The organism is Longimicrobium sp., from assembly GCA_036389135.1.
In the GTDB taxonomy this organism is placed as follows: Bacteria; Gemmatimonadota; Gemmatimonadetes; order Longimicrobiales; family Longimicrobiaceae; genus Longimicrobium.
Window position 1 is genome coordinate 29,252 of sequence record DASVQP010000024.1, and the last position, 21,778, is coordinate 51,029.

Sequence of the window (21,778 nt, forward strand, 5' to 3'; positions counted from 1 at the left end):
TTTTCCAGTCACGCGTTCCTCGGGGTTGTAGGGGTTCGGGGGAAGGCCCGCTCAGCCTCCGCCCGCGCCTCGACCTCGTACCGGTTCTGCAGGTACCCGTGCCGAAGCGACTGCAGCGCGTACTTCAGGGGGAAGAGCCGGTCCTCGCCCCACTGCCGCACGTGCGTGAGCTCGTGCACCAGCAGCCGCGGCGAAAGCTCCGCGCCGGGAAGGACGACGATGGTGCGCCCCAGCGTCACCGCCGTCACGGGGCCCTTCATCTTCGCCAGCACCCCGCCGATGGCCGGAACCAGGCGCCCTCTGCGAAAGGTGACGCCGGGCGGGACCGCGCTGGCGGACACGGAGGGAGGCGGCGGCGCCACGGGCCCCAGCACCGAATCCAGGAGCCGGTTCCAGAGCATCACGGCTCCACGCGCTCCCAGAACGCGCCACCGGGGTGGACCCGGACGATCACCGTCCCCTCCAAATCCGTGCGCGCCACGGGCACGCCGCGCGCGGCCAGGCGCTCCAGCGTTTCCGGCGCGGGATGGCGGTAGCGGTTGCGTACGCCGCAGGAGATCACGGCCAGCTCCGGTTGCACGGCGCGGAGGAATTCGTCGGAGGTCGCGGTGCGCGATCCGTGGTGCCCCACCTTGAGCACGGCGGAGCGGAGCGCGGCGCCGTAGCGGCCCACCAGCCGCGCCTCCACCTCGGAGGGCGCGTCGCCGGTGAGGAGCGCGGTGAATGCCCCGTACCGTAGCCGCACCACGGCGCTAATGTCGTTCGCGTCCGCGGGGGCGTCAAGCGACCCGGCGGAGGGCCAGAGGAACGCCACTTCCACCCCGTCGATTTGCAAGACGCGGTCCTGCCTTGCGACAGACCACACGGCGCCTCGTTCTTCGATGGTGCTGAGCAGATCGCGGTAGAGTGGCGTGCCGAACGGGAGCCCCGGCTCCACGACGCGCCCCACGCGCATCCCGCGGAGCACGGCCGCGGCGCCGCCCACGTGGTCGGCGTGCGGATGAGTGAGGATCATCGCCTCCACCGCCGTAGCGCCGCGGCTGCGCAGGAAGGGGAGGACGCGCTTCTCCCCCGCGTCAAAGCGCTCTTCGATGGGCCCGGCGTCCACCAGCAGCCAGCGCCCCGCCGGCGTGCGGATGGCGACCGCGTCCCCCTGCCCCACGTCGAGGAACGCGAGCTCCAGCCCCTCCGCGACCGGCGCGGCGGGGATGACGAGGAGCGCCGCGCACGCCGCCGCCGTCGCGAGCGATCCGCGCACCCACCCGCGCATGCGCACGCTCCACTCCAGCGCGAGGAGGATGGCGAGCGCCGCCGCGCCCCACAGCCCCCAGCGCGGCCGGGCCACCGCCGCATGCCCGCCCGGCAGCTCCGCCGCCACGTCGACCACTCGCTGCAGCCAGTCCAGCATCAGCGACGCGCCGTCCGCGAACAGCCGGCCGAGCGGCGGCACGACCGGCTCCGCCGCCAGCGCCGCGCCGGTGCCGACCAGCGCCAGCGAGGTGAGCGGGACGGCCGGCAGGTTCGCGACGATCGACACGGGCGCGATCTGCCCGAAGTGATGAGCCGCCACGGGCGCCGTCGCGACAAACGCCGCCAGCGACGTGACGAGCGAGTCCGCCAGCCACCGCTTCCACCCGCGCTTCAGCTCCGCGGGGAGCCGTTTGAGCATGGCCGGGCGGATGAGGATCAGCCCGAGAACGCCCGCGAACGAGAGCTGGAACCCGATGTCCAGCGCCGCGATCGGGTGCACGGCGAGAATGGCGAGCGCCGCCGCCGCCACGGGTGCGAGCGGCGCCGTCGGTCGCTGCAGCACCGTCGCGGCGAGGGCGAGCGCGAGCATGATCCCCGAGCGCACCGCGGAGGGCGGCGCGCCGATCACCGCCAGGTACGTCGTCACCAGCGCCACGGTGGCCGCCACGGCGTGGCTCCGCCTCAACCGCGCGGCGCGCGCCAGCAGGAGGAGCACCGCGCCGATCAGCGCGACGTGGCTCCCGCTGATCGCCAGCAGGTGCACCAGCCCGCTGCGCGCGAACCGGTCGGCGAGTCCGCGGTCCAGCGTCTCGCGGCGACCGAGCAGGAGCGCATCCGCGAGCGGCGCGTTGCGGGGAAAGAGGCGGATGATGCTCCGCTCCGTGCGTCCGCGCAGCGTCAGGAGCGGGTGTGCGGACAGGCTCGGCGGCGCCACGACCGCCGCCTTCCCCGCGAAGATGAAGCCCTTGTACGACGGATCGGCGGGCCACGCGCTGGGCGTGACGGGCCGTGGCATCCGCCACCACGCGCCGTCCACGCGGAGCTCGGTGCCCGCCAACATTGCTGGAGTGCCGCGCGGCAGGCGAACACGTGCCTCCACACGGCAGTTGGGTATCGCGCCGCCTTTCGCTTGCGCCCCCTCCAGGATCAGCGGAAGGAGCGGGATGCGGCCATCCGGCGCGGGGACGAGGTTGGCGCCCAGCACGCCGCGGACGTGGAGAGTGGCCCCATCCGCCAGCACCGCTCGGCAGTCCCGCTCCGCATCGATACGCGCCGCCGCTCCCTGCCCTGCCCCGGCGCAGACGAGGGCGCCCAGAATCACGTGCAGCACGTGCCGAGGAGGCACGCTGCCCACCCCAAGCCGCGGAGCGACGAACATCGCGAGCACTCCTACGACCGCAACCAGCGCCGCCCCCGGCGCTATCGCGGAGATGCGCAGACCCGCCAGCACCCCGGCGAGGTACGCCAGGAATGCGAGGACGATCGGCGGTCGGAAGTGCGCCATCGGACGGGGTGGCGGGGGCGGTTGGAAGCAACGCCGCCAACATGTGCGCAACGACTCGCCAGCGCAAGTAAGTCGTTGCAAATGCGCTATTTACGGAGCCACCATCCGTACGCGCTTGTATGCCCGGTGGCGCAGCGGTGCCGCCAGCGCTCGGCTGTGGCGTGATCGGGGAGCATTGGCGCGGCCGTTGCACGCCGATGGGGAAACGCGATGGGAGAGTGGAACCAGGGGAGGTGCAGGATGCTCAAGCACACCGGGAGTGCGCTGGTGCTGGCGGCGCTGGTGGCGTCGGCCGCATGCGACGGCGGGAACGTGTTCGGGAGCACGCGGGTGCCCTCGGACGGCAGCGGGGCGACGAACGGGACGATCACGGGGCAGGTGCAGGCGGGGGGGAGCGGCGTCGGCGGGGTCACCGTGCTGCTCGGGACGCAGGACTCCACCGTCACCAGCACGACGGGGACGTATACCTTCAACGACCTCGCGGCGTCCACGTACAACCTGGCGGTCCGGGTGCCGCTGGGGTACGCCCCGGCCGCCGGCGAGACGGGGCAGCGCACCGTCGCCATTCCCACGACCGGGGGCACGGTGAACGTGACCTTTGCGCTGCAGCGGACGACGACGGGCGCGTTTTAGGGGCGGGCACCGCGGCCGCATCACCGGGGGCTGAAGCCCCCGGCTGGAACCACGGGAAGACCGCTGAAGCGGTCTTGCGATCCGCACCTGGAAAACGAAACCCGCGCTCCCAACAGGAAGCGCGGATCGTCGTATGTCCCGGTAGGGCGGGCGTTTACGCGACCTGCTCCAGGACGGCGAGCTCGGCGTTGAAGGTGGCGCCGGTGGTGCTCGTCAACGTCACGTCGACGAAGCTGCCGATCAGGTCCGGGGTGCCTTCCAGGTTCACCGTCTTGTTGCTCTCGGTGCGTCCCTGCACGCCGCCGCGGCGCCCTTCCTTCTCCACCAGCACCTCCACCGTGCGGCCGAGCCAGCTCTGGTTCACCTCCAGCATGATCTGGCGCTGCATGTTGATCAGCTTCAGGAGGCGCTCCTGCCCCTCCACCTCTGGGACGAACTGGTCGGGCGGGAGGCGGGTGGCCGGCGTGCCGTCGCGCGGGGAGTAGCGGTACATGTACGCCTCGTCGAAGCGCACGTCGCGCATCAGCTTGAGCGTCTCCTCGTACTCCTCCTCCGTCTCACCGGGGAAGGCGACGATGACGTCGGTCGAGAGCGCGATCCCGGGAATCGCCTCGCGCACCCACTCCACCTTTTCGAGGTACTCCTCCACCGTGTAGCGGCGGAGCATGCGCTTGAGGGTGCGGTTGCTCCCGCTCTGCACCGGCAGGTGGAGCTGCTCGCACACCTCGGGCTCGGTGGCCATCACCTCCACCAGCTCGCGGGTGAAGTCGTTTGGGTGCGGCGAGGTGAAGCGGACGCGGCGGATGCCGTCGACCCGCGCGACCTCGCGCAGCAGGCGCGGAAAGTTCCAGTCGCCGTGCTCGTACGAGTTCACCGTCTGTCCCAGCAGCACGACCTCGGGGACGCCCTGGTCCGCCAGCGCGCGCACCTCGTCCAGGATGGCGCGCGGGTCTCGGTTCTTCTCGTCGCCGCGCACGTAGGGGACGATGCAGTAGGTGCAGCGGTAGTTGCACCCGCGCTGGATGGGCACCCACGCGGAGACGGCGGAGGCGCGCCTGGCGGTGACGCCTTCGTAGTTCTCGTGCGGGTCGAACCCCAGCACCGTGAGGCCGCCACGCGCCGGCGCGGGGGTCATTTGCGGCAGCGTGAGGAGCGTCGGCTTCGACTCCAGCGCGCCGAGTGCGGCCAGCTTCTCGGGGAGCTGGCGGTAGGAGTCGGGCCCCATCACCAGGTCCACCCCGCCGGCGCGGCCCAGGAGCGACTCGCCCATGCGCTGCGCCATGCACCCCGTGACGCCCACCAGCGCGCCGCGCCGCCGCTGCTCCTGGAGCTGGCCCACGCGCCCGATGACGCGCTTCTCCGCGTGGTCGCGGATGGCGCAGGTGTTCACCAGGATGACGTCGGCGTCTTCCGCCGAGTCGGTCGCGACGTAGCCGCTCTCCGCCAGGATCCCGTGCATCAGCTCGGAATCGGCGGTGTTCATCTGGCAGCCGTACGTCTCGATGTACGCTCGCTTCATGGCCGGGGACTTCAGGGGACGCTGGAGGGGACGGAGGCTTGGGTACACCGGTGCGGCGCGCGGGTTCAGGGAAAAGCATCACACAGAGGGCGCAGAGGGAACTACAAGGCGCAGAGAACCCCCTTTGTGGCTCTTTCTGTCCCCCTCTGCGGCTCTGTGTGAGACCGCAGTTCCGTTTACACCCGAACCCAGTCCGCGTACAGCGGAAACCGGTCGCACATCTCGCGGATCTCGCCGCGGACTGTGTTGGACACCGCCTCGTCGTCGGGGGCGGTGACGACGCGGTCGATGAGGAGGGCGATGGCGCGCATCTCGTCGGGACCGAGGCCGCGGGTGGTGAGCGCGGGGGTGCCGATGCGGATGCCCGAAGTCACGAACGGCGACTCCGTCTCTCCGGGCACGGTGTTCTTGTTGACGGTGATCCCAGCGCGATCCAGCGCCTTCTCGGCCACCTTGCCCGTGACGCCCTTGCTGCGCAGGTCGACCAGGACCAGGTGGTTGTCCGTGCCGCCGGAGACCAGGGTGAAACCGCGCTCCATGAGACCCTCCGCCAGCGCCTGCGCGTTCTCGATCACGCGGCCGCTGTAGGCGGAGAAGTCCCGCTGAAGCGCCTCACCGAACGCGACGGCCTTGGCGGCGATGACGTGCATCAGCGGGCCGCCCTGCACGCCGGGGAAGATCTGCTTGTCGATCGCCTTGGCGTACTCGGCGCGCGACAGGATCAGGCCGCCGCGGGGGCCGCGCAGCGTCTTGTGCGTCGTCGAGGTCACCACGTCCGCGAAAGGAACGGGGGACGGGTGGTGCCCCGTCGCCACCAGCCCGGCGATGTGCGCCATGTCCACGAACAGCTTGGCGCCGCTCTCGCGCGCGATCTCGCCCATCACCTCGAAGTCGATCTGCCGCGGGTACGCGCTGGCGCCTGCGACGATCACCCTGGGCTGCACCTGCATCGCCTGGTCGCGCAGGGCGGAGTAGTCGATGCGGTGGTCGTCCGGCCGCACGCCGTACGCGGCCACGTTGTACAGCCGCCCGCTGAAGTTGACCGGCGAGCCGTGCGTCAGGTGCCCGCCCTCGGAGAGGTTCATCCCGAGTAGGGTGTCGCCGGGCTCCATCAGCGCGAAGTAGACGGCCATGTTCGCCTGAGCGCCGCTGTGCGGCTGCACGTTGGCGTGCTCGGCTCCGAAGAGGCGGAGGAGGCGCTCCTGCGCCAGCCGCTCCACCTCGTCCACCACCTCGCACCCGCCGTAGTAGCGCTTGCCGGGATAGCCTTCGGCGTACTTGTTGGTGAGCACCGAACCCATCGCCTCCAGCACCGCCCGGGAGACGAAGTTCTCCGAGGCGATCATCTCCAGCTGGTGCTCCTGCCGGGCGGCCTCTTCGCCGATCAGGCGGTGGATGTCCGGATCTGCGGCCCTCAGCGCGTCTTGCATGTCTGTCTCCGTGCGGCGGCGGTCGTTCGGAAGCGCGGGAAGTTAGCGCGTTGGCCGCCGCGGGTCGAGAGCGGCTCAGGGCGAGATGACGTCCAGCCAGGGGAAGTAGCTTCTGTACCGGCGCGTATCGCGCGTGAGGAGACGCATCTGGTGAACCGATGCGTGCGCGCCGATGTAGAAGTCGGGCAGCGGCGACCGGCGCTCCCCGCCGCGTCTGCGATACGCGAGATAGCTTTTCCCGGCCAGGAAGGCGGCCTCCCACGGGAGCGCATCCCTGCGGAACCTCCAGGTCGGGAGCGCTTCCTCTACCTCTTCCACCCTGACGAACTTCACCGACACCTCCGCATAGATCACCGGGTTGATCACCAACTCCGACTCCGCTTCGAGGCGCTGAAGCGCCTCCGTGGACCAGCCGCTCCAAGCGGGGTCCTCCAGCAGGAAATCCAGGAGCACGTTGCTGTCGACCAGAACGGCGCTCACTCTTCACCCCGCGTGAGCGCCATCACTTCGTCGGTGCTCATGCCCCCCTTGAATCGGCCCCGCATCTGCTTGAAGTACAAGTGCGCATCCGCAGGTTTCTCCCGGACCTTGCGCACCAGCACACCGTCGTCCATCACGGTGAGTTCCACCTCGGTGTCCGGCAGCAACCCTATCTGGTCGAGCATGTGCTGCGGAATCGTCACCTGTCCGTCCGTGCCGATCTTCATCGCTCTGGCCCCTGGTGGTTGTGAAGACACGCAAGGAGTTTAGCTAGCTTTTCCCGCAGGTCAACGACTCGCCGAAAGGTCGTATTCGCGATGGCTGAACAGTACCGGCACCGCTCATTGGGGTCGCTCGGCTCACGATTTGCGAGCGAGCGTCGTACCAGTTTGCAGAGAGCAGACGAGACTGCTCCGCCATTAGCCACATCGCTGGAGGATCCACGAGATGATCGCTGTCTGCCGCCCGATCACGGTCGCCATGGTTTCGTGCGCGCTGCTCGCCGGGTGCGCGGAGACGTACCGCGCGACGGGTCTGAGGCCCGAGGGGCATCGGGGGAACGTGTCGCGGGGCAACGCGCGAGGCGCCGAGAAGGCCAAGGAGAAGTCGAACAACGGGCGGAAGCGCGGGCACGACGGGCAGCGCGGACGCGGAAACGGGCGCGGCAACAACGAGTAGCACGCGCCCGGAGCACCGAAGCGGGCGGCGGAGGTCCGGATCTCCGCCGCCCGTTTTTCTTGCTGCGCGACTTCGCGGACGCGCCTACGCGACGGCGGGAGGTGCGCCGGGCTCCGCGTCGTCCATCCTGCCCGCGAGAAATTCTACGTCGAAGCCTTCCTGCCGGATGCGCAGGTCGTAGTACAGGATCGTCGTCACCACGCCGATGAACGGATAGATGAGGCAGAGCACCACGCCGATGAACGGGTCCGCGAACCGCTCGTCGACCCCGAGCATGCCGATCGTCCATCCCACGGCGACGATAGCGCCTAGAAACACTACCCCGAAGATCACCCACGCCATGATCAGCGTGGCCAGGATGTGGCCGACGTACCCCTTCGCCAGCGCGCGCGAGCGACTGTACGACCCGAAGGCGCCGGCGCCTTCCAGCATCACGATGGCCGGCATCGCAAAGGTCCACGCATAGAAGATGAACGCGGGCACCACGAAGAGGAGGAGCCCGACGACGAGCATGATCCCCTGAATGATCGCCGCTCCGAAGACGCTGCCGAAGCGGCTGACGACCTCGCCTATGCTCCGCCGGACATCCGTTTCCTCGCCCGTGTAGATGTCGGACACGACCGCGATCACCGCGGTGCCTCCCGCCACCGTAAGGAGGCGGTCCGCGATGCTCGCGACGGGGTGTCCCTCGGGCAGCGCGAGCGCAAGAAGGATGGCCGGGACGAGGAACACGGCCGAGGCGAGCAGCACCGCGTCGTAGCGCGCGCGTACAATCTGGAACGCGGTGTCCAAGATCTCGCCGGGGCGGCGGGGGCGGAGTTGGGGAGCCTGCATCGTTTTCTGCGGTCTGGAGATGTTTACGCGGGGGAAGTGCCGCGGAAGGTGGGAACTCGGAAAGGTAATACAGAGACGTGTGGGCAAGAACGGCTGATCACGGGCTTTACAGTGACGTCGCCGGCCCCGGCGGCGGATCCAGCGTCCACAGGTGGCAGCGCGCGGTGACCGTTGTGCCGTCGGGAGCGGGGAGCTCGACGTGGCGGACGGGGCCGGCGGCTTCGGCGTACCCCTTCACCGCCAGCGACCCGCCCATCACCTGCTCGTCGCGCGGGAGGGTGCGCAGGACGTCCTGGCTGATGAAGACGACCAGCTTGGCACGCGGGCGGGTGATGGCGACGTTGAAGCGGTTCGGATTGAGGAGGAACGACGCCTCGCGCTCCGCGTACTCCCGGTCCGCCACGGCGTAGGAGACGACGATCATCTCGCGCTCGTTCCCCTGCATCCGCTCCACCGTGTCGACTACGGGAAGCTCCTCGCGCGGCCAGCCGCCCGCAACCAGCTCGCCCAGGATGGCGCTGTTCTGCGCGCGGTGTGGCGAGATGGCGGCGAAGGCGTGCCCGCGGAACGTCTCGGCCGTGTACGGCTCGCCGGTGGTTGGGTCGCGCATCCCCACACGCGCCAGCCGCGCGAGACGGGCGACGAGGCCGGCCTCGAACGGGTTGCGGGCGGTGGCGCGCACGCCGTCGTAGGTGCAGAAGACGACCGCGTCGTCGGGGCGGAAGAAGGTGTCCCAGAGGCACGCGTCCAACGGGTCGGCGAAAGCAGCGGGTGCTCTCAGCGTGAGCCGCCAGTCCGGCACCTTGGAGACGAGCCCCGGATAGAAGACGCGGCGCGGGTAGCGGACCAGCGCCTGGTTCATCCGCCGGCTCTCGCGCAGCATGAAGTGCCCGAACTTCGCCGAGAAGTGCGAGAAGGCAGAGCCGAAGAGGGTGTTCTCCGCGTCGTAGCTGCCGCGGATGATGGGGGCGAGCTGCCGGTCGTCGCCGCACAGGATCACACGCCCGCCGCGGCGGATAGACGAGAGCGCGATCAGCGAGTCCGCCACCTTCATCTGCGACGCCTCGTCGATCACCACCACGTCGAAGAGCGGGCGGACCGGCGCGTCGCCCGTCTCCTCCTCTTCATCCGACGAGGCGCCATTCATCGCCCGCATCTGCTTCCAAAGCGACCAGACGGTGGAGCCCACCACCACCGGCTCGTTGCGCGCGTCGGACTCGGCGAGGATTCGCTTGAGGTGCGTGTCCGGATGGAGGGCGTCGAGGCCGTGCAGGTCGGCGTCCGCCTCGCTTCCCCGCCCCTCCAGCTTCACCAGGCGCAGCGGGTTAGGGATGCCGCTCGCCGCCAGCTCGCGCGCGATCCGCACCAGCACGTTTACGACGGCGCGGTGCGTGGCGGCGCTCACCAGGATTCGGCAGGGCCGCCCCGCGCGCTTCGCCGCCGCCGCGATCCCGATCAGCATCCACGCCAGCAGGTAAGTCTTCCCCGTCCCCGGCGGCCCCCAGACGACGGAGATCTCCCTGCCGAAGACCCCGCGCCACGCCTCCTCCTGCTCCGCGTTCAGCACCGGGCGACCGAAGGCGGCGCTCGCGGGGGCCACGGCGTCTCCCCATGCCACATCCGCGTCAAAGGGCGCCAGGAGCCAGTCGGTCGGGCGCTCGCCGCGCAGCAGCCCGCGCACGAGCTCCGCCTCACCCCGTCCAGCGGCGAGGGCGCGCAGCGTGGCGACGACGCGGCGTGTGTTGAAGTCGGCCTCCGCCTTGTCCAGCACGCAGACGCGGCCGAAGTCGATCAGTCCCTCCTTCTCCGCGCGCGCAAAGCCGTACTCGGAGGCCAGCGTCATGCGCGGCGGGTCGGCGGCGAGATCGTAGTCCACCATCTCCGCGGCCAACTTGCGGCGCAGCCACGGCTTGTGGTGCGTGTCGGTGAGCGTGTGGCCGTCGTCGTTGGTCAGCAGGAGCGCGAAGTCGCCGGGGCGGAACTTGGCCTCGCGGCACTCGGGATCGAAGCTGAACACCGCGCTGCCATCCTCCCGCATCTCCTCCAGCGTGACGCCGCGGATGCATTCGAAGCGGCGCGCGCGGTCGTGCGTAGGCAGCGCGTGGAGCGAGCGGATGGCGGTGCTCTCCTCCGCCGCCTCCAGCTCGGTGAGCATGCGCAGCGACTCCAGCAGCGGGTCCGCGATGGGATCGCCTGACGATGGATTCGCGGCGAATGTCGCGGCCTGCAGCTTCAGGCGCGTCTCGCCCTTGCGCCGCACCGCCCGGTCGCGGACGGCGCGCACCACCGAGTCCAGCGCCGACAGCTTCGACTCCACCGTGCGCACGATCTCCGCGCGCACCTCGTACGGGCTCTGCTCCAGCTCGCCCACGCGAAAGGGGCGGCGGTTCCAGACGTTGTGGATGCGCTCGAACGCCACCTGGCTTGAGAAGGGCGATCCGTACGTGCCGCGCGGACGATGGACCCACGGCTTCACCTCTGGCTGCAGCGCCTCGGAGACGCGCGCCAGCTCCCAGGCATAGGGCACCGGGATCGCGTACAGCTCCGCCACCACGTCCAGCAGGACCGTCCCCGGCGCGGTCGATGCCGGCCGTGCCCCGTCCCCGCCGGGGAAGAGAAGCGCGGCCATCGCGGCGATCGCCGGCTGTGCATCCACGTCCCCCAGGTGGCGCTGAAGGAGCCCGCGCAGGATCTCCATCTCCAGCGATTCGTAGACAAAGAAGTGCATCGAGCGCCCCGGATTGGCCTCCTCCGCGAGCGCCGCGCCCAGGTGGTCCAGGAACTCGCCCAGCATCCGCCGCTCCGCCCGCGGATGCCCCTTCTCGCACACGAAGACGCGCGCGATTCCCCGCCCCCCCGCCTCCACCCTCGCGCCCACCGCGAAGCAGAGCCCCGTGACGGGATCGCTTTCGGCCGTGAGGAGGATGCGCACCCCCTCGCCCATCCCCATGCGGTGGGTGCGCCCTTCGACGTCGAAGACCTTGTTGAAGCGCAACGCCTGCACGCGCGCCTTGAGCTGCGTCTCGTTCGCCTCCAGCGCGTGCGAGCCGGTGTACACGCCCTTGTTGAACCCGCGCTTCTGCAGCTCGCCCACCGTGCGGATGCCGCGCGCGTTGAGCACCTGCCGCGCGACGGGAGTGATGCCGTGCACGCGCGACAGGTCGTCCTCGCGGTCGGCCTGGGCGCGGCAGTGGTCGAAGAAGCCGCACCCCGCGCACAGCGGCATCAGGTGCCACGCGGCCTCGGCGGGTGTGCACGCGGCCACGCGCGCCAGGTCATCGCGCAGCAGCTCGCGTACGTGGTGACGATACGCGGCGAGCGCGAACGGCCGCGGCTTCGAGGCACCGCGCGTCCAGATCCACGCGCGCCTCGTCTCCGCCACGCCGTCGATCCCCTCCGCACGGCAGATCTCCTCCAGCAGGAGCCCATAGAACGCCACCTGCGCGAAGTGCTGGAGCGTCCCGTTGCGGCTCCACTTGATGTCCACCACGCCGAACCGCGCCCGCCCGTCCTTGCCGCGCCGGATGCGGATCAGGTCCGGCTGCGCGGGCTGGATGGCGATGCGCGGATCGACCCCATGCCGCGCCGCGAACGCCTCCGGATCGCGCAGCAGAAGCTCCGGCTGCACGATCCACCGCGTCTCCCCCGGATGGCGCAGCGCCTCGACGACGCGATCATACGCGAGCTTGACCGCATCGCCGTGCTCGTTGCGCCCGGCCGAGAGCACGACGCCGGGAAAGCGGCGTTCGAGCTGCGCCAGCTTCCGCCGCTCGAACACCCGCCCCGCCTGCGTAAGGAGTCCCATTCCCGGCCGCGCGCTCGCCCTGGGGATCTCGATGCCGCGCAACGCGGGCGGCACCATCTCCCAGCGGAGGCGGCGGTCGCAGCGGAAGCGGAAGTGCTGTGCGGCAAGCGACCCGGTGAGGCGGAGCGCCGGATCTTCGGGGTGGGCCATGCAAACGGGTGCGGACGTGGTCTGGGATCGGAAACGGATCGTACCGGGAGGAGGGGGTGCGGTACAAGCGAAGAGAAGCCGAAGGAGGCCCCCTCCCCGCTCGTCACCTCGCTGCCCCTCCCCCAAAAACTACCTGGGGGAGGGGCGCACGCGTGCATCGGAGCTGGTCGGCTGGGTCGGCGTGAGGTAAGGCGGCTCGCGGCTCGCTGACGGCTACCAGTCGCGTGCCGCGCGCTCACCCGGTGGGGCTTCGCGCAGCTTGCGGCGCTGAAGCTCACGCTCGTCGCGCTCGGCGGCGGAGAGGATGCTCTCGGCCTCGCCGCGGGAGAGGTTCGGATCGCCGGCGCCGGCACTGGAGCGGGTCGGCTGCGGCGGGCCCGGAGCGGGTTGCGGCTCGCCCTCGTCCTGATCCTCATCGCCGCCGCCGGAGTCGTCTTCCCCGCCGCCGCCTCCGCCCCCCTCACTGGGCGGCGGGTCGCCCAGCAGGCGTTGAGCAAGCTCCAGGTTCCACTTCGCGTCGCGGTCCGCGGGATCGAGAAGGAGCACACGCTTGTACTGTGCGATCGCGCGGCGCAGGCGTGCAGTACGCTCCTCGCTCTGCGCAGAGTCGGTGAAGGCGGGCTCCAGCTCGGTGTTGCCGAGGTTGTAGTGCGCCCGCTCGCCCAGCATCCGGTCCGAGCCGGGAAGGGCCGCCACCAGGTGCGGCCGCGCATCGTCGAACTGCCTCAGCCGCAGAAGAGCCGTCCCCAGGTTGTAGCGCGCGATCCGCGACGTATCCCCGCCCTCCACCGCCCGCGCGTACCCCTCCCCCGCCTGCCGCACCTCGCCGCGCCTGTACTGCGCGTTCGGCGACTCCGCGCACGCCCCGAGCAGCAGGAACAGCAAGGCGCCCCCCCAGGAACGCCCATCCAGGAGCGAATGAATTCGCCGCTGGACCCACACAAAGTCCGCCTTCGCGGACTGGAGCCACACGGACCCCCGCCGCGCACGACGACCTCCCCCCCTCACCCGCCCTGCGCCCCCGCAGGCGGGGGAGGGGGCCGGGGGGAGGGGGCCCACCGCCCTCACCCCCACACCGCCTCCTCGCGCACGCGCCGCCGCCGCCGCAGCACCCCCGACTCCAGCACCGAATCCAGCGCCAGCAGCACGAGCGCGGCTCCCAGGAACCATTCATACCGGTTCCCAGGCCGCACCTGCGTCCAGTCCGGCCCGCCGGGGCGCACGGTGTTCACCGCCGCCGCCATCTCCGCCGCCGACGCCGTGCCGATCGGCCGGTAGCTGCCGCGCGTGACGGCGGCGACGCGCTGCAGGAGCGGCTCGCCCAGAGCGGAGCGCGCGATGGAGCCGTCCAGGTCGCGCTTGTAGCCGATACGCCGCCCGGTGCCGGGCTGCACGTCCGGAACCGGCCCGCCGGCGGGAGTGCCGATCCCCACCGCGTGCACCGCGATTCCGGCGCGGCCCAGCAGCGTGGCGGCGAGCTCCACGTCGCGCAGCTCCTCCAGCGCGTCGCCGTCGCTCATCAGCACCAGCGCCCCGCGCGCCTGCTCGCCCGGGCCGCCAAAGAGGAGCGCCGCACCCTGCCGCATCGCGTGCGACAGCGACGTCCCGCCCTGCGGCACCATCTCCGGGGCGAGCGCTTCCAGGTACGCGTCCAGCGCGTCGTAGTCGCGGGTCAGCGGGGCGACCACGTATCCCGCTCCCGCGAAGACGACGATGGCGACGCGCGCGCCCTGCACGCGCTTCAGGAAGTCGCGCGCGAGTGTCCGCTGCCTCTCCAGGCGGTTCGGGCGCACGTCCTCCACCAGCATGGAGTTGGACGCGTCCAGAATCAGCACCACGTCCGCCACGCGTGGGGCGGCGACCGGCTCGCGCCCCCACGTCGGCCCCGCGGCGGCGATGCCGAGAAGGAGCGCGGCAAGCACCAGAAGCGCCACCCGCCTTCGCGGAAGCCGCTCCAGCGCGGGAGCGAGGCGGCGCACCAGCGCGGGGTCGCCCAGCGATGCGGCGGCGTCGCGGCGGCGGCGCACCCACAGCAGCAGCGCGATCAGCGCGACCACGGGGAAGAGCGCGATCAGGTGCCGCAGCGCCGGATGCGCCAGCGTCAGCTCGGGGATCACGGCAGCCTCCCCCAGCGGGTCGCGCGGAAGAGGACTTCCAGGAGGAAGAGCGCCGCGCCCGCCAGCAGGAAGGGGAGGTACAGCTCGCGGTACTCCACCGTGCGGCGGATGCGGACGGGGCTCTTCACCAGCTGGTCGATGACCTCGTAGATGCGCTGCAGCCCGCGCGCGTCCGTCGCGCGGAAGTAGCGGCCGCCGGTGAGGCTCGCGATGTCGCGCAGGAGCGGCTCGTCGATGCTCACCGGAAGGAAGCCGTAGCGCAGCCCCGCCGGCGTCCGCGCGATGGGGATGCGGGCGCGCGTCTTGGAGCCCACGCCGATGGTGAAGACGCGGATGCCGTACGCGGCGGCGGCGCGGGCGGCGTCGCGCGGGTTGACGTTGCCGCGGTTGTTCTCGCCGTCGCTCAACAGGATCACCACGCGCGACCCCTCGATGCGGCGCAGGCGATTGGCCGCCGCCGCCAGCCCCAGCCCAATCGCGGTGCCATCCTCCAGCTGCCCCACCTGCATGCTTTCGAGGACGGTGAGGAGCATGGAGTGGTCGGTGGTCAGCGGCACCATCGTGAGCGCCTCGCCCGCGAACGTCACCAGCCCGATTCGGTCGCTCTCGCGGTCGCGGACGAAGCTCGCCAGCGTCCGCTTGGCCGCGCCCAGACGGTTCACGGGGCGGAAGTCCTCCGCCAGCATCGACGACGACACGTCCATCGCCACCACGATCCCGATCCCCTCCGACTCGCTCTCCACGATCTGGCGGCCGGAGCGCGGGCCGGACAGCGCGATCACCAGGAGGACGAACGCGACCGCCCGCATCGCCGATGGGAGCCACGACCAGACGCGGGCGCTGCGCGGCGCGATGCTCGCCAGGAGGCCCGTGCGCGCGAATGTGACGGCGGGGCGCACGCGCTTCTTCGCCGCCCACCACCCCCAGAGCGGGAGGAGCAGAAGGAGCGCGAACGCCCACGGGTGCTCGAAGCCGAAGCTCACCGCCGCGCCTCCTCCTCGCGGGGGGCGCGCGCGTCGCGCCCGAACGACTCCACCCACCTACGCGCCTCCTCCCAGTCGCGCAGCGCCGTGTCCGCGGGCACGGGGAAGCGCGCGAACTTCGCCAGGTCGGCCGTGTGCAGCACGGAGCGGAGCGGCCCCAGGTCACGGGCGGGTACGCCGTCGCGCTCCATGCGGCGCTCCAGCTCGGTCGTGGTCAGGTCCGGGCTCCAGCGCGGGCGGACGGCGTGCGCGAAGCCGCGCAGCGCGTCGGCCACGAGCGTGTAGAAGGCTCGCCCGTCGCCGCGCTCCGCCAGCCCCGACACACGTGCCGCCTCCAGCGCTTCCAGTGCCTGCTCGCGTGCGTCCGTCGGCGCGACGATGGGCTCGGGGCGCGGCCGGAGCCTGCGGCGGCGCAGCCAGTAGAGGAGCACGAGGAGCCACGCCGCGAGCGCCGCCCCCGCCGCCACCAGCCGCCAGTCGAGGCGCCGGTCGGGTCCGATGACGTCCTTGGGCGGCTTGGGCTTGAGTTGCGACGTGTCGCGCGGAAGTACGGACTGCACGGCCGGCACGCCGAAGCGGAGCGGGATCGTGCGCACTCCACCATCGGCCGCGACGATGCGTCCGCGCGCCGTCACGCTCGTCGCGGGGCCGGGCGTCCACGCCACCAGCGTCGCCGTGGCGCGCGCGCCGGGCTCGATCCTCACTCGCCCGATCGCCTGCACGCGCGAGCTGTCCGCATTCAGGAAGCTCACTTCCAGCCGCGAGCCCGCCGGGATCGCGATCTCCACGACCGAAACGATGCGGTCGCCCACGGTCAGCACGCGCCTCGCCTGCGCGGCGGCGGGCGCGGCGAGGGCGGCGCACAGCACGAGCGCCATCCACCGCGTCACTGCCGCAGCCTCCGCTCGCGGCGCCGGAAGAAGGAGAGCACCGCGTTGGAGGTCGGCTCATTCGTCGCCAGCGCGATCTCCTCCATCCCGAGGCGCCGGAAGATGCGCCGCATCGCCATCCGCTCGTCGCGGACGGCATCGCGGTACCGCTCGCGGATCTCCTCCGAGCTGGTGTCCACAATCACCTCCGCGCCGGTCTCGGGATCGCGCACGCGCAGGAGGCCGGCGTCGGGAAGCTCGTCGTCCGCGGGGTCGGTCAGGACGACGGGGATGACGTCGTGGCGCGCCGAGGCGGCCGTGAAGGCGCGGTCCACATCGGCCAGCGCGGGGCCGACGACGAAATCCGAGACGACGAAGACGATGGAGCGCGAGCGCAGCAGCCGCGTCGCGTAGCCGATCGACGCCGCCAGGTCCGTCCCGCGCCCCGCCGGACGGAAGGCGATCAGGTCGCGCAGGATGCGCATCACGTGGCGCCTCCCCTTTCGCGGCGGCACGAAGAGCTCCACGCGGTCGGTGAAGACGAGGAGCCCCACGCGGTCGTTGTTGCGCACGGCGGACATCGCCAGCGTGGCGGCGGCCTCCACCACCATCTCAGATTTGAAGCGCGCGCGCGTCCCCCACCGCTGCGAGCCGGAAAGGTCGACGGCGAGGAGCACCGTAAGCTCGCGCTCCTCCACGTACTTTTTGACGAAGACGCCGCCCGTGCGCGCGGAGACGTTCCAGTCGATCGTGCGCACGTCGTCGCCGGGGAGGTACTCGCGCACCTCCACGAACTCGATCCCCTGCCCCTTGAACACGGAATGGTACTCGCCGCTGAAGCGCGACGTCACCAGGCCGCGCGTGCGCAGCTCCACCCGCCGCACCTGGCGGAGGATCTCCTGGAGCGGAGCGGGGGGCGGCAGGGCGGGCGGGCTCGGGCGCCGCCGGAAGAGGTCCAGCAGCCCCATCAGGGCACGCGCACCACTTCGAAGATGCGCTTCACCACGTCCTCCGAAGTCACCTCCTCCGCCTCCGCCTCGTACGTCAGCACCACGCGGTGGCGCAGCACGTCCGGACCGATCGCCTTCACGTCGTCAGGCACCACGAAGTTGCGCCCGCGCAGGTAGGCATGGGCGCGCGCGCAGGCCGCCAGCGCCAGCGTCGCCCGCGGCGATGCGCCGAACTCGATCAGCGGCTGCAGCTCGGCGGCCCCGTGGCTGCGCGGGTCGCGGGTGGCGCCCACCAGGTCCAGGATGTAGTCGGCGATCTTTTCGTCGAGGTAGAGCCCCGCCACCACGCGCCGGGCGGCGAGGATCTCCTCCGGCCCCGCCACGCGCCGCACGGGCTCCTCGCCCACGCCGGCGCCGCGCCGCAGGATCTCGCGCTCCTCGTCGCGGGTGGGGTAGCCCACGCGCACCTTGAGCATGAAGCGGTCGACCTGCGCCTCGGGGAGCGGGTAGGTGCCGGTCTGCTCGATGGGGTTCTGCGTGGCGAGCACCAGGAACGGCTGCGGCAGCGGGTGCGTCTCGCCGCCGATGGTCACCTGGCGCTCCTGCATCGCCTCCAGCAGCGCGGCCTGCACCTTGGCGGGGGCGCGGTTCACCTCGTCGGCCAGCACGATGTTGGCGAAGATCGGGCCGCGGTGCGGCACGAACTCCCCCGTGCGGTTGTTGTAGATCGTCGTCCCCACCACGTCGGCGGGAAGTAGGTCGGGGGTGAACTGGATGCGCTGGAAGGAGGCGTGGATCGTCTCCGCCAGCGTGCGCACCGCGAGCGTCTTGGCGAGGCCCGGGAGCCCTTCGAAGAGGACGTGCCCCCCCGTGAGCAGCCCGATCAGGAGCCGCTCGATCATGTACTGCTGGCCCACGACGCGGCGGTGCACCTCTTCCACGACGCGGTCCAGGAACTCGGCGCGCGGGATCTCCGCGGGCGCGTACGGCGAAGGGATGCTCATCCGGTCCACTTATTCGGGAGTCAACGACGAACCGGCCCCACCCGAGGAAATCTCGTGCCGGGGCGGCGGATGAACAGCTTCACACAGAGACACAGAGGGTACGGAAAGAAAGAACGACAAGAAGTTCTCTGTAGCTTTTCAGTTCCCTTCGTGTTCTCTGGGTGAGGCTGTTGTTTTCACGCCATCGTCGGTGAAAGCGCTTTGATGACGGCGTCGCGGACTTCGCCGTTGCGGTCGCGGAGGAGGGGCTGGAGGGCAGCACGGGCCGCGTCCCCGCCAATCTCGCCGAGGGCGCGCACGGCCTCGATGCGCACCTGCGGCGGAGTGCGCGAGAAGAAGCCGCCGGCACCCGCGCGCTCCGCAAGCGCCGGGATCGCGCGGGCGTTGCCGATGCGGCCCAGCGCGCGGAGCAGCTCGACGAGCGCCTCCGCGTCCGTCTCGGCGGCGAGGCGGTCGAGGAGGGGGGCTACGGCGGAGGGCGACCTGGTGAGGCCCAGCCCCAGCGCCGCAGCCGCGCGCAGGGAGGATTCGCGGTCGGTGAGCGCCTTGACGAGGAGCGGCACCGCCTGCTCGTCGCCATACTTGCTGAGCGCCAGGATCGTCTCGCGGCGCACCCGGGCATCGGCGTGGAGGATGGTGCGCGCGAAGTGCTCCGCCGCGTCCGCGCTGCGGATCTCGCCCAGGATGCCGACCATGTTGCGCACCACGAACCAGCGCTGGTCGCCGATCATGTCCTCCAGCAGCGGCACGCCCACCGCGTCGAGCGCCACCAGCGTGTCGCGGTACGCGCGCCGCGCCGAGAGGTCGCTCGCCGCCGTCAGCTCGCGCACCAGCGGCGACACCACCTCCGCGCCCAGGTGCAGCAGGGTGGAGCGGAGGGCCGTGCGCTCCTCGTCGGAGCGGGTCCGGCCCAGCCGCCGAACCAGCTCGTCGATGATGGTGGGATCGGCGATGCGGTGCATGGCGAGCATCACCGCGCCGCGCGTGGCGGGATTGCGTCCGTGGAGCTGCTCCGCGTCCCGCCGCAGCTCGTCCAGCACCACGATGGCGCGGTCCATCTCGCTCTTTTGCATGTAGTACTGCGCGACGAGCTCCAGCCGCTGGAGCGCCTCCACCCGCTGGCTGTCGTTCCCCTCGTGCAGCATGCGGCGCAGCTCGGCCGTGTCCTCCGTCGCCACGCGTTGCGCGGAGAGCTGCACCTGCTCGTACATGTCCTGCGCGCTCCACAGCGAGATCCCGTCCGCCGCCGAGCCGGCTGATGCCGGAGACTGCGGCCGCGGCTGGATCCAGTCGCCGTTGACGGACACGCGCGCGGCGCCCGCCGCCGCCAGCGCCGCCGCGAAGCCGCCGACGGCGCGGGCCACGCGGGGCGGCAGGGTGCAGGCGGAGAGGAAGCGCCCCACCGATTCGATCCCCATGTCGCGGCGCAGCACGAGCGAGCGCACGCCGTGCTCGCAAAGCCGCGTGGCGAAGCGCTCCACGTGCGGCGAGCGGCGCACCGGCGGCTCGCCCACCATCACCAGGCCGGTGGAGTCGACGTCGACGCGCGTGTCGTCTTCGCGCGCCTGGAGGGCCGCACCCAGCTTCAGGATCCCCTGCACCAGCGTGGGATGCTTGAGCGGGTAGAACTCGCTGAGGGCGAACCCCCGCGCGAGCTCCACGAGCAGCGTGGAACCGCTCTTGTTGCCGTTCACCTTCCCCCCGGGCGCAGGTTTCTAGCGTTTGATGCGCTCGCCTTCGTCCTCGTACCGGAAGATCCACGCGGCCAGGGCACCGGGGCGGATGCGCCGCTCCCGCTGCCAGGGCTCCATGTCCCACCGCGACCCGCCCTCGGCGCCGGAGTGGGAGTCCAGCCGCCGCAGCACCTCGCCCACCCTCCGCTGCCACGTCGCCCAGTTGGCCGCCCGCAGGTCCACCCACCCGCTCCGCGCCGCCGCTTCCGGCCCGCGATCCCCCAGCCCGACCTTTACGTCGCGCCCGCGCAGCACGCGCTCCCCGTCCACCAGCAGGATGGGGAGGCCGATGGAGAGGATGCGGGTGCGCAGGTCTGCGTCCTCGTCCAGCAGCCGCCCGGCACGCGCCGCCATCTCCTCCGGCTCCAGCTCCGCCGCGCGGTCCAGGCTGCCGTCCGCCAGGCGGCGCAGGATCTCGCCCTCGAAGAGGAGCTTGGCGAGCCGGGGCGGACCCAGCATCTCGTAGGCGACGGCGTGGCTTCCGCTCTCCTCCTCCAGCGCGTCCATGTGCGCCAGCGCGGCCGTGCGCAGGACGCCGGCGCGGTACGTCGGCCCGCTGGTGGCGGCGTCCAGCGCGGCGACCACGTCGTGCCCGCTGGGGCGCCCCTGGATCTCCCACACCACGTCGCGCGCGATCTCTTCCGGGGTGATGAACTCCATCAGCCCCAGCGCCGTCAGCGCCTCGAACTCGCCGGGGCTGAACAGGCCGTTCTCCCCCGCGTCCAGGAAGACGCCGTCCAGCGTCTCCCCCGTCTCCTTCCACGCCTCGCCCGCGCCCTCGAACCCCTCCAGCGCCACCGGCCCCGCCGCGTCGATGCGCGGGATGGGACGCCGGCCCTTCATCACCTCGCCGAAGCCGATGCGTTTCCACGAGATGGCGGCGGTGGGCTTGATCTCCTTGACCGCCGGGGCCCCCGGCGTGCGCGCCATCAGGTAGAGGAGCAGCGTGTGCGCCCCCGCCACCGCGCTCTTGGCCAGGAGCTGGCGCGACGGCCGGTCCTCGGAGTGCGTGAAGGGGATGTTGAGCCCCATCCCGCCCGTCCCCGCCGTCCCCACCTTGAGGTAAGCGCGCGTCCCCACCTCCATCATCGCGTTTAGCGCGACGTAGACGTGGTGGATCAGGTTGGGGAGGTAGAGCGTGAGGAGGTGCTGCTCGACCAGGTCGGCGCCGGCTTCGTCGCGGCGGGCGGCGTCGCGCAGGCCGTTGGCGCTCTGGAAGACGTTCTGGTACGCGAAGCCGGTGGCGGTGTTCACGCAGTCGATCACGATGTCCGGCCGGTGGCGGAAGATGAGGTCGCCGAGCGCGTTGGCTCGCACCGCGTCGCCGCCGAGCGAGCCGTAGAGCCCGTCCAGCACCTGCCCGCGCGCGTCCGCGTCGTTCATCAGCGTCTCGCGCGGCGCATCCTTGAGCGCTGCCGGCACGAAGAGGTTCCCCCACTCCGCCAGCAGCTCGGTGCCGCCGGCCTCCGGGCGCAGCAGCTCCACCCCGTCGCGCGCCTCCCCCTCCGTGAGCGCGGCGATCACGACCACCGCCGGCTGGTGCAGCAGAAGCTCCCGAGCCGCCGCGAGCCCCACCAGCCCGGAACCGCCCAGGATCAGGATGCGCGAACCCTTGATGTCCATATCTATGATACGAGAGCAGATTGAAGAAGAACGGGTCTCACGCGGGGGCGCGGAGAGAACAACGGCAAAAGCATCAGTAGAGTCGAGTCGGGGCGCCGTGGCATGGTTGCCCGGTTTCCCCGACCCGCTCATCGAACCGGACGTGCGGATTTCCCGCATCCGGCTCTCCGACTGGGTTCACTTCAAGGCATGCGAGAGCGCCACCCGCCGACGTC

Annotated in this window: 18 protein-coding genes; 2 read left to right on the forward strand and 16 right to left on the reverse strand. The window is 71.4% G+C overall.

The features are described from left to right. Window positions 1-8 precede the first annotated feature (8 nt). Together VF584_05170 and VF584_05175 are read right to left on the reverse strand one after the other, a co-directional pair. Window positions 9-401 (reverse strand): DUF4157 domain-containing protein, encoded by a 393-nt coding sequence (locus VF584_05170; GenBank protein ID HEX8209556.1) that lies wholly within the window; start codon window positions 399-401, stop codon window positions 9-11. After that, window positions 401-2,755 carry a DNA internalization-related competence protein ComEC/Rec2 gene (locus tag VF584_05175; GenBank protein HEX8209557.1) on the reverse strand — a complete coding sequence of 785 codons (2,355 nt, stop codon included), beginning with the start codon at window positions 2,753-2,755 and terminating at the stop codon, window positions 401-403. Before VF584_05175 ends, VF584_05170 begins: the two co-directional genes overlap by 1 nt. Window positions 2,756-2,995: 240 nt before the next feature. Between VF584_05175 and VF584_05180 the strand changes: the two genes are divergently transcribed. Further along, window positions 2,996-3,388 carry an SdrD B-like domain-containing protein gene (locus VF584_05180; protein HEX8209558.1) on the forward strand — a complete coding sequence of 131 codons (393 nt, stop codon included), beginning with the start codon at window positions 2,996-2,998 and terminating at the stop codon, window positions 3,386-3,388. Window positions 3,389-3,542: 154 nt separating this feature from the next. Here VF584_05180 and miaB read toward each other — a convergent pair whose 3' ends face one another. The 4 genes from miaB to VF584_05200 all read right to left on the reverse strand — a co-directional run bounded on the left by miaB (window position 3,543) and on the right by VF584_05200 (window position 7,044). Then, window positions 3,543-4,907, reverse strand: coding sequence for a tRNA (N6-isopentenyl adenosine(37)-C2)-methylthiotransferase MiaB (gene miaB, locus VF584_05185; GenBank protein HEX8209559.1), 1,365 nt, complete (start codon window positions 4,905-4,907; stop codon window positions 3,543-3,545). A 176-nt stretch (window positions 4,908-5,083) separates the two neighbouring features. Then, entirely contained in the window at window positions 5,084-6,337 is a 1,254-nt protein-coding gene (glyA, locus tag VF584_05190) for a serine hydroxymethyltransferase (protein HEX8209560.1), read from the reverse strand. A gap of 75 nt (window positions 6,338-6,412) precedes the next feature. Next, on the reverse strand, window positions 6,413-6,817 hold the full coding sequence (locus VF584_05195) for a type II toxin-antitoxin system VapC family toxin (protein ID HEX8209561.1): 405 nt from the start codon (window positions 6,815-6,817) through the stop codon (window positions 6,413-6,415). After that, a complete protein-coding gene (locus VF584_05200) occupies window positions 6,814-7,044 on the reverse strand; it encodes an AbrB/MazE/SpoVT family DNA-binding domain-containing protein (protein HEX8209562.1) in 231 nt (76 codons plus the stop codon). The genes VF584_05195 and VF584_05200 overlap by 4 nt, the downstream gene beginning before the upstream one ends. 220 nt (window positions 7,045-7,264) lie before the next feature. On the opposite strand from VF584_05200, the gene VF584_05205 reads away from it, so the two are divergent. Continuing rightward, window positions 7,265-7,495, forward strand: a complete 231-nt coding sequence (locus tag VF584_05205) for a hypothetical protein (protein ID HEX8209563.1) — start codon at window positions 7,265-7,267, stop codon at window positions 7,493-7,495. A gap of 84 nt (window positions 7,496-7,579) precedes the next feature. On the opposite strand, the gene VF584_05210 is transcribed toward VF584_05205, so the two are convergent. The 10 genes from VF584_05210 to VF584_05255 form a co-directional block, all read right to left on the reverse strand. Then, on the reverse strand, window positions 7,580-8,329 hold the full coding sequence (locus VF584_05210; protein ID HEX8209564.1) for a hypothetical protein: 750 nt from the start codon (window positions 8,327-8,329) through the stop codon (window positions 7,580-7,582). Window positions 8,330-8,435: 106 nt separating this feature from the next. Further along, window positions 8,436-12,284 carry an AAA domain-containing protein gene (locus tag VF584_05215; GenBank protein ID HEX8209565.1) on the reverse strand — a complete coding sequence of 1,283 codons (3,849 nt, stop codon included), beginning with the start codon at window positions 12,282-12,284 and terminating at the stop codon, window positions 8,436-8,438. A 213-nt stretch (window positions 12,285-12,497) separates the two neighbouring features. Next, window positions 12,498-13,169, reverse strand: coding sequence for a hypothetical protein (locus VF584_05220; GenBank protein HEX8209566.1), 672 nt, complete (start codon window positions 13,167-13,169; stop codon window positions 12,498-12,500). A 179-nt stretch (window positions 13,170-13,348) separates the two neighbouring features. Further along, a complete protein-coding gene (locus tag VF584_05225; protein ID HEX8209567.1) occupies window positions 13,349-14,401 on the reverse strand; it encodes a VWA domain-containing protein in 1,053 nt (350 codons plus the stop codon). Further along, window positions 14,398-15,384 (reverse strand): VWA domain-containing protein, encoded by a 987-nt coding sequence (locus tag VF584_05230; protein HEX8209568.1) that lies wholly within the window; start codon window positions 15,382-15,384, stop codon window positions 14,398-14,400. The genes VF584_05225 and VF584_05230 overlap by 4 nt, the downstream gene beginning before the upstream one ends. Next, entirely contained in the window at window positions 15,381-16,274 is an 894-nt protein-coding gene (locus VF584_05235) for a hypothetical protein (protein HEX8209569.1), read from the reverse strand. The genes VF584_05230 and VF584_05235 overlap by 4 nt, the downstream gene beginning before the upstream one ends. Further along, window positions 16,271-17,221, reverse strand: a complete 951-nt coding sequence (locus VF584_05240) for a DUF58 domain-containing protein (GenBank protein HEX8209570.1) — start codon at window positions 17,219-17,221, stop codon at window positions 16,271-16,273. The genes VF584_05235 and VF584_05240 overlap by 4 nt, the downstream gene beginning before the upstream one ends. Further along, window positions 17,221-18,207 (reverse strand): AAA family ATPase, encoded by a 987-nt coding sequence (locus tag VF584_05245; GenBank protein ID HEX8209571.1) that lies wholly within the window; start codon window positions 18,205-18,207, stop codon window positions 17,221-17,223. The genes VF584_05240 and VF584_05245 overlap by 1 nt, the downstream gene beginning before the upstream one ends. A gap of 176 nt (window positions 18,208-18,383) precedes the next feature. After that, the gene (locus tag VF584_05250) at window positions 18,384-19,901 is read right to left on the reverse strand and encodes a HEAT repeat domain-containing protein (GenBank protein HEX8209572.1); all 1,518 of its coding nucleotides are present in this window, start codon (window positions 19,899-19,901) and stop codon (window positions 18,384-18,386) included. 21 nt (window positions 19,902-19,922) lie between these two features. Next, window positions 19,923-21,563, reverse strand: coding sequence for a hypothetical protein (locus VF584_05255; protein HEX8209573.1), 1,641 nt, complete (start codon window positions 21,561-21,563; stop codon window positions 19,923-19,925). Between the last annotated feature and the right edge of the window lie 215 nt (window positions 21,564-21,778).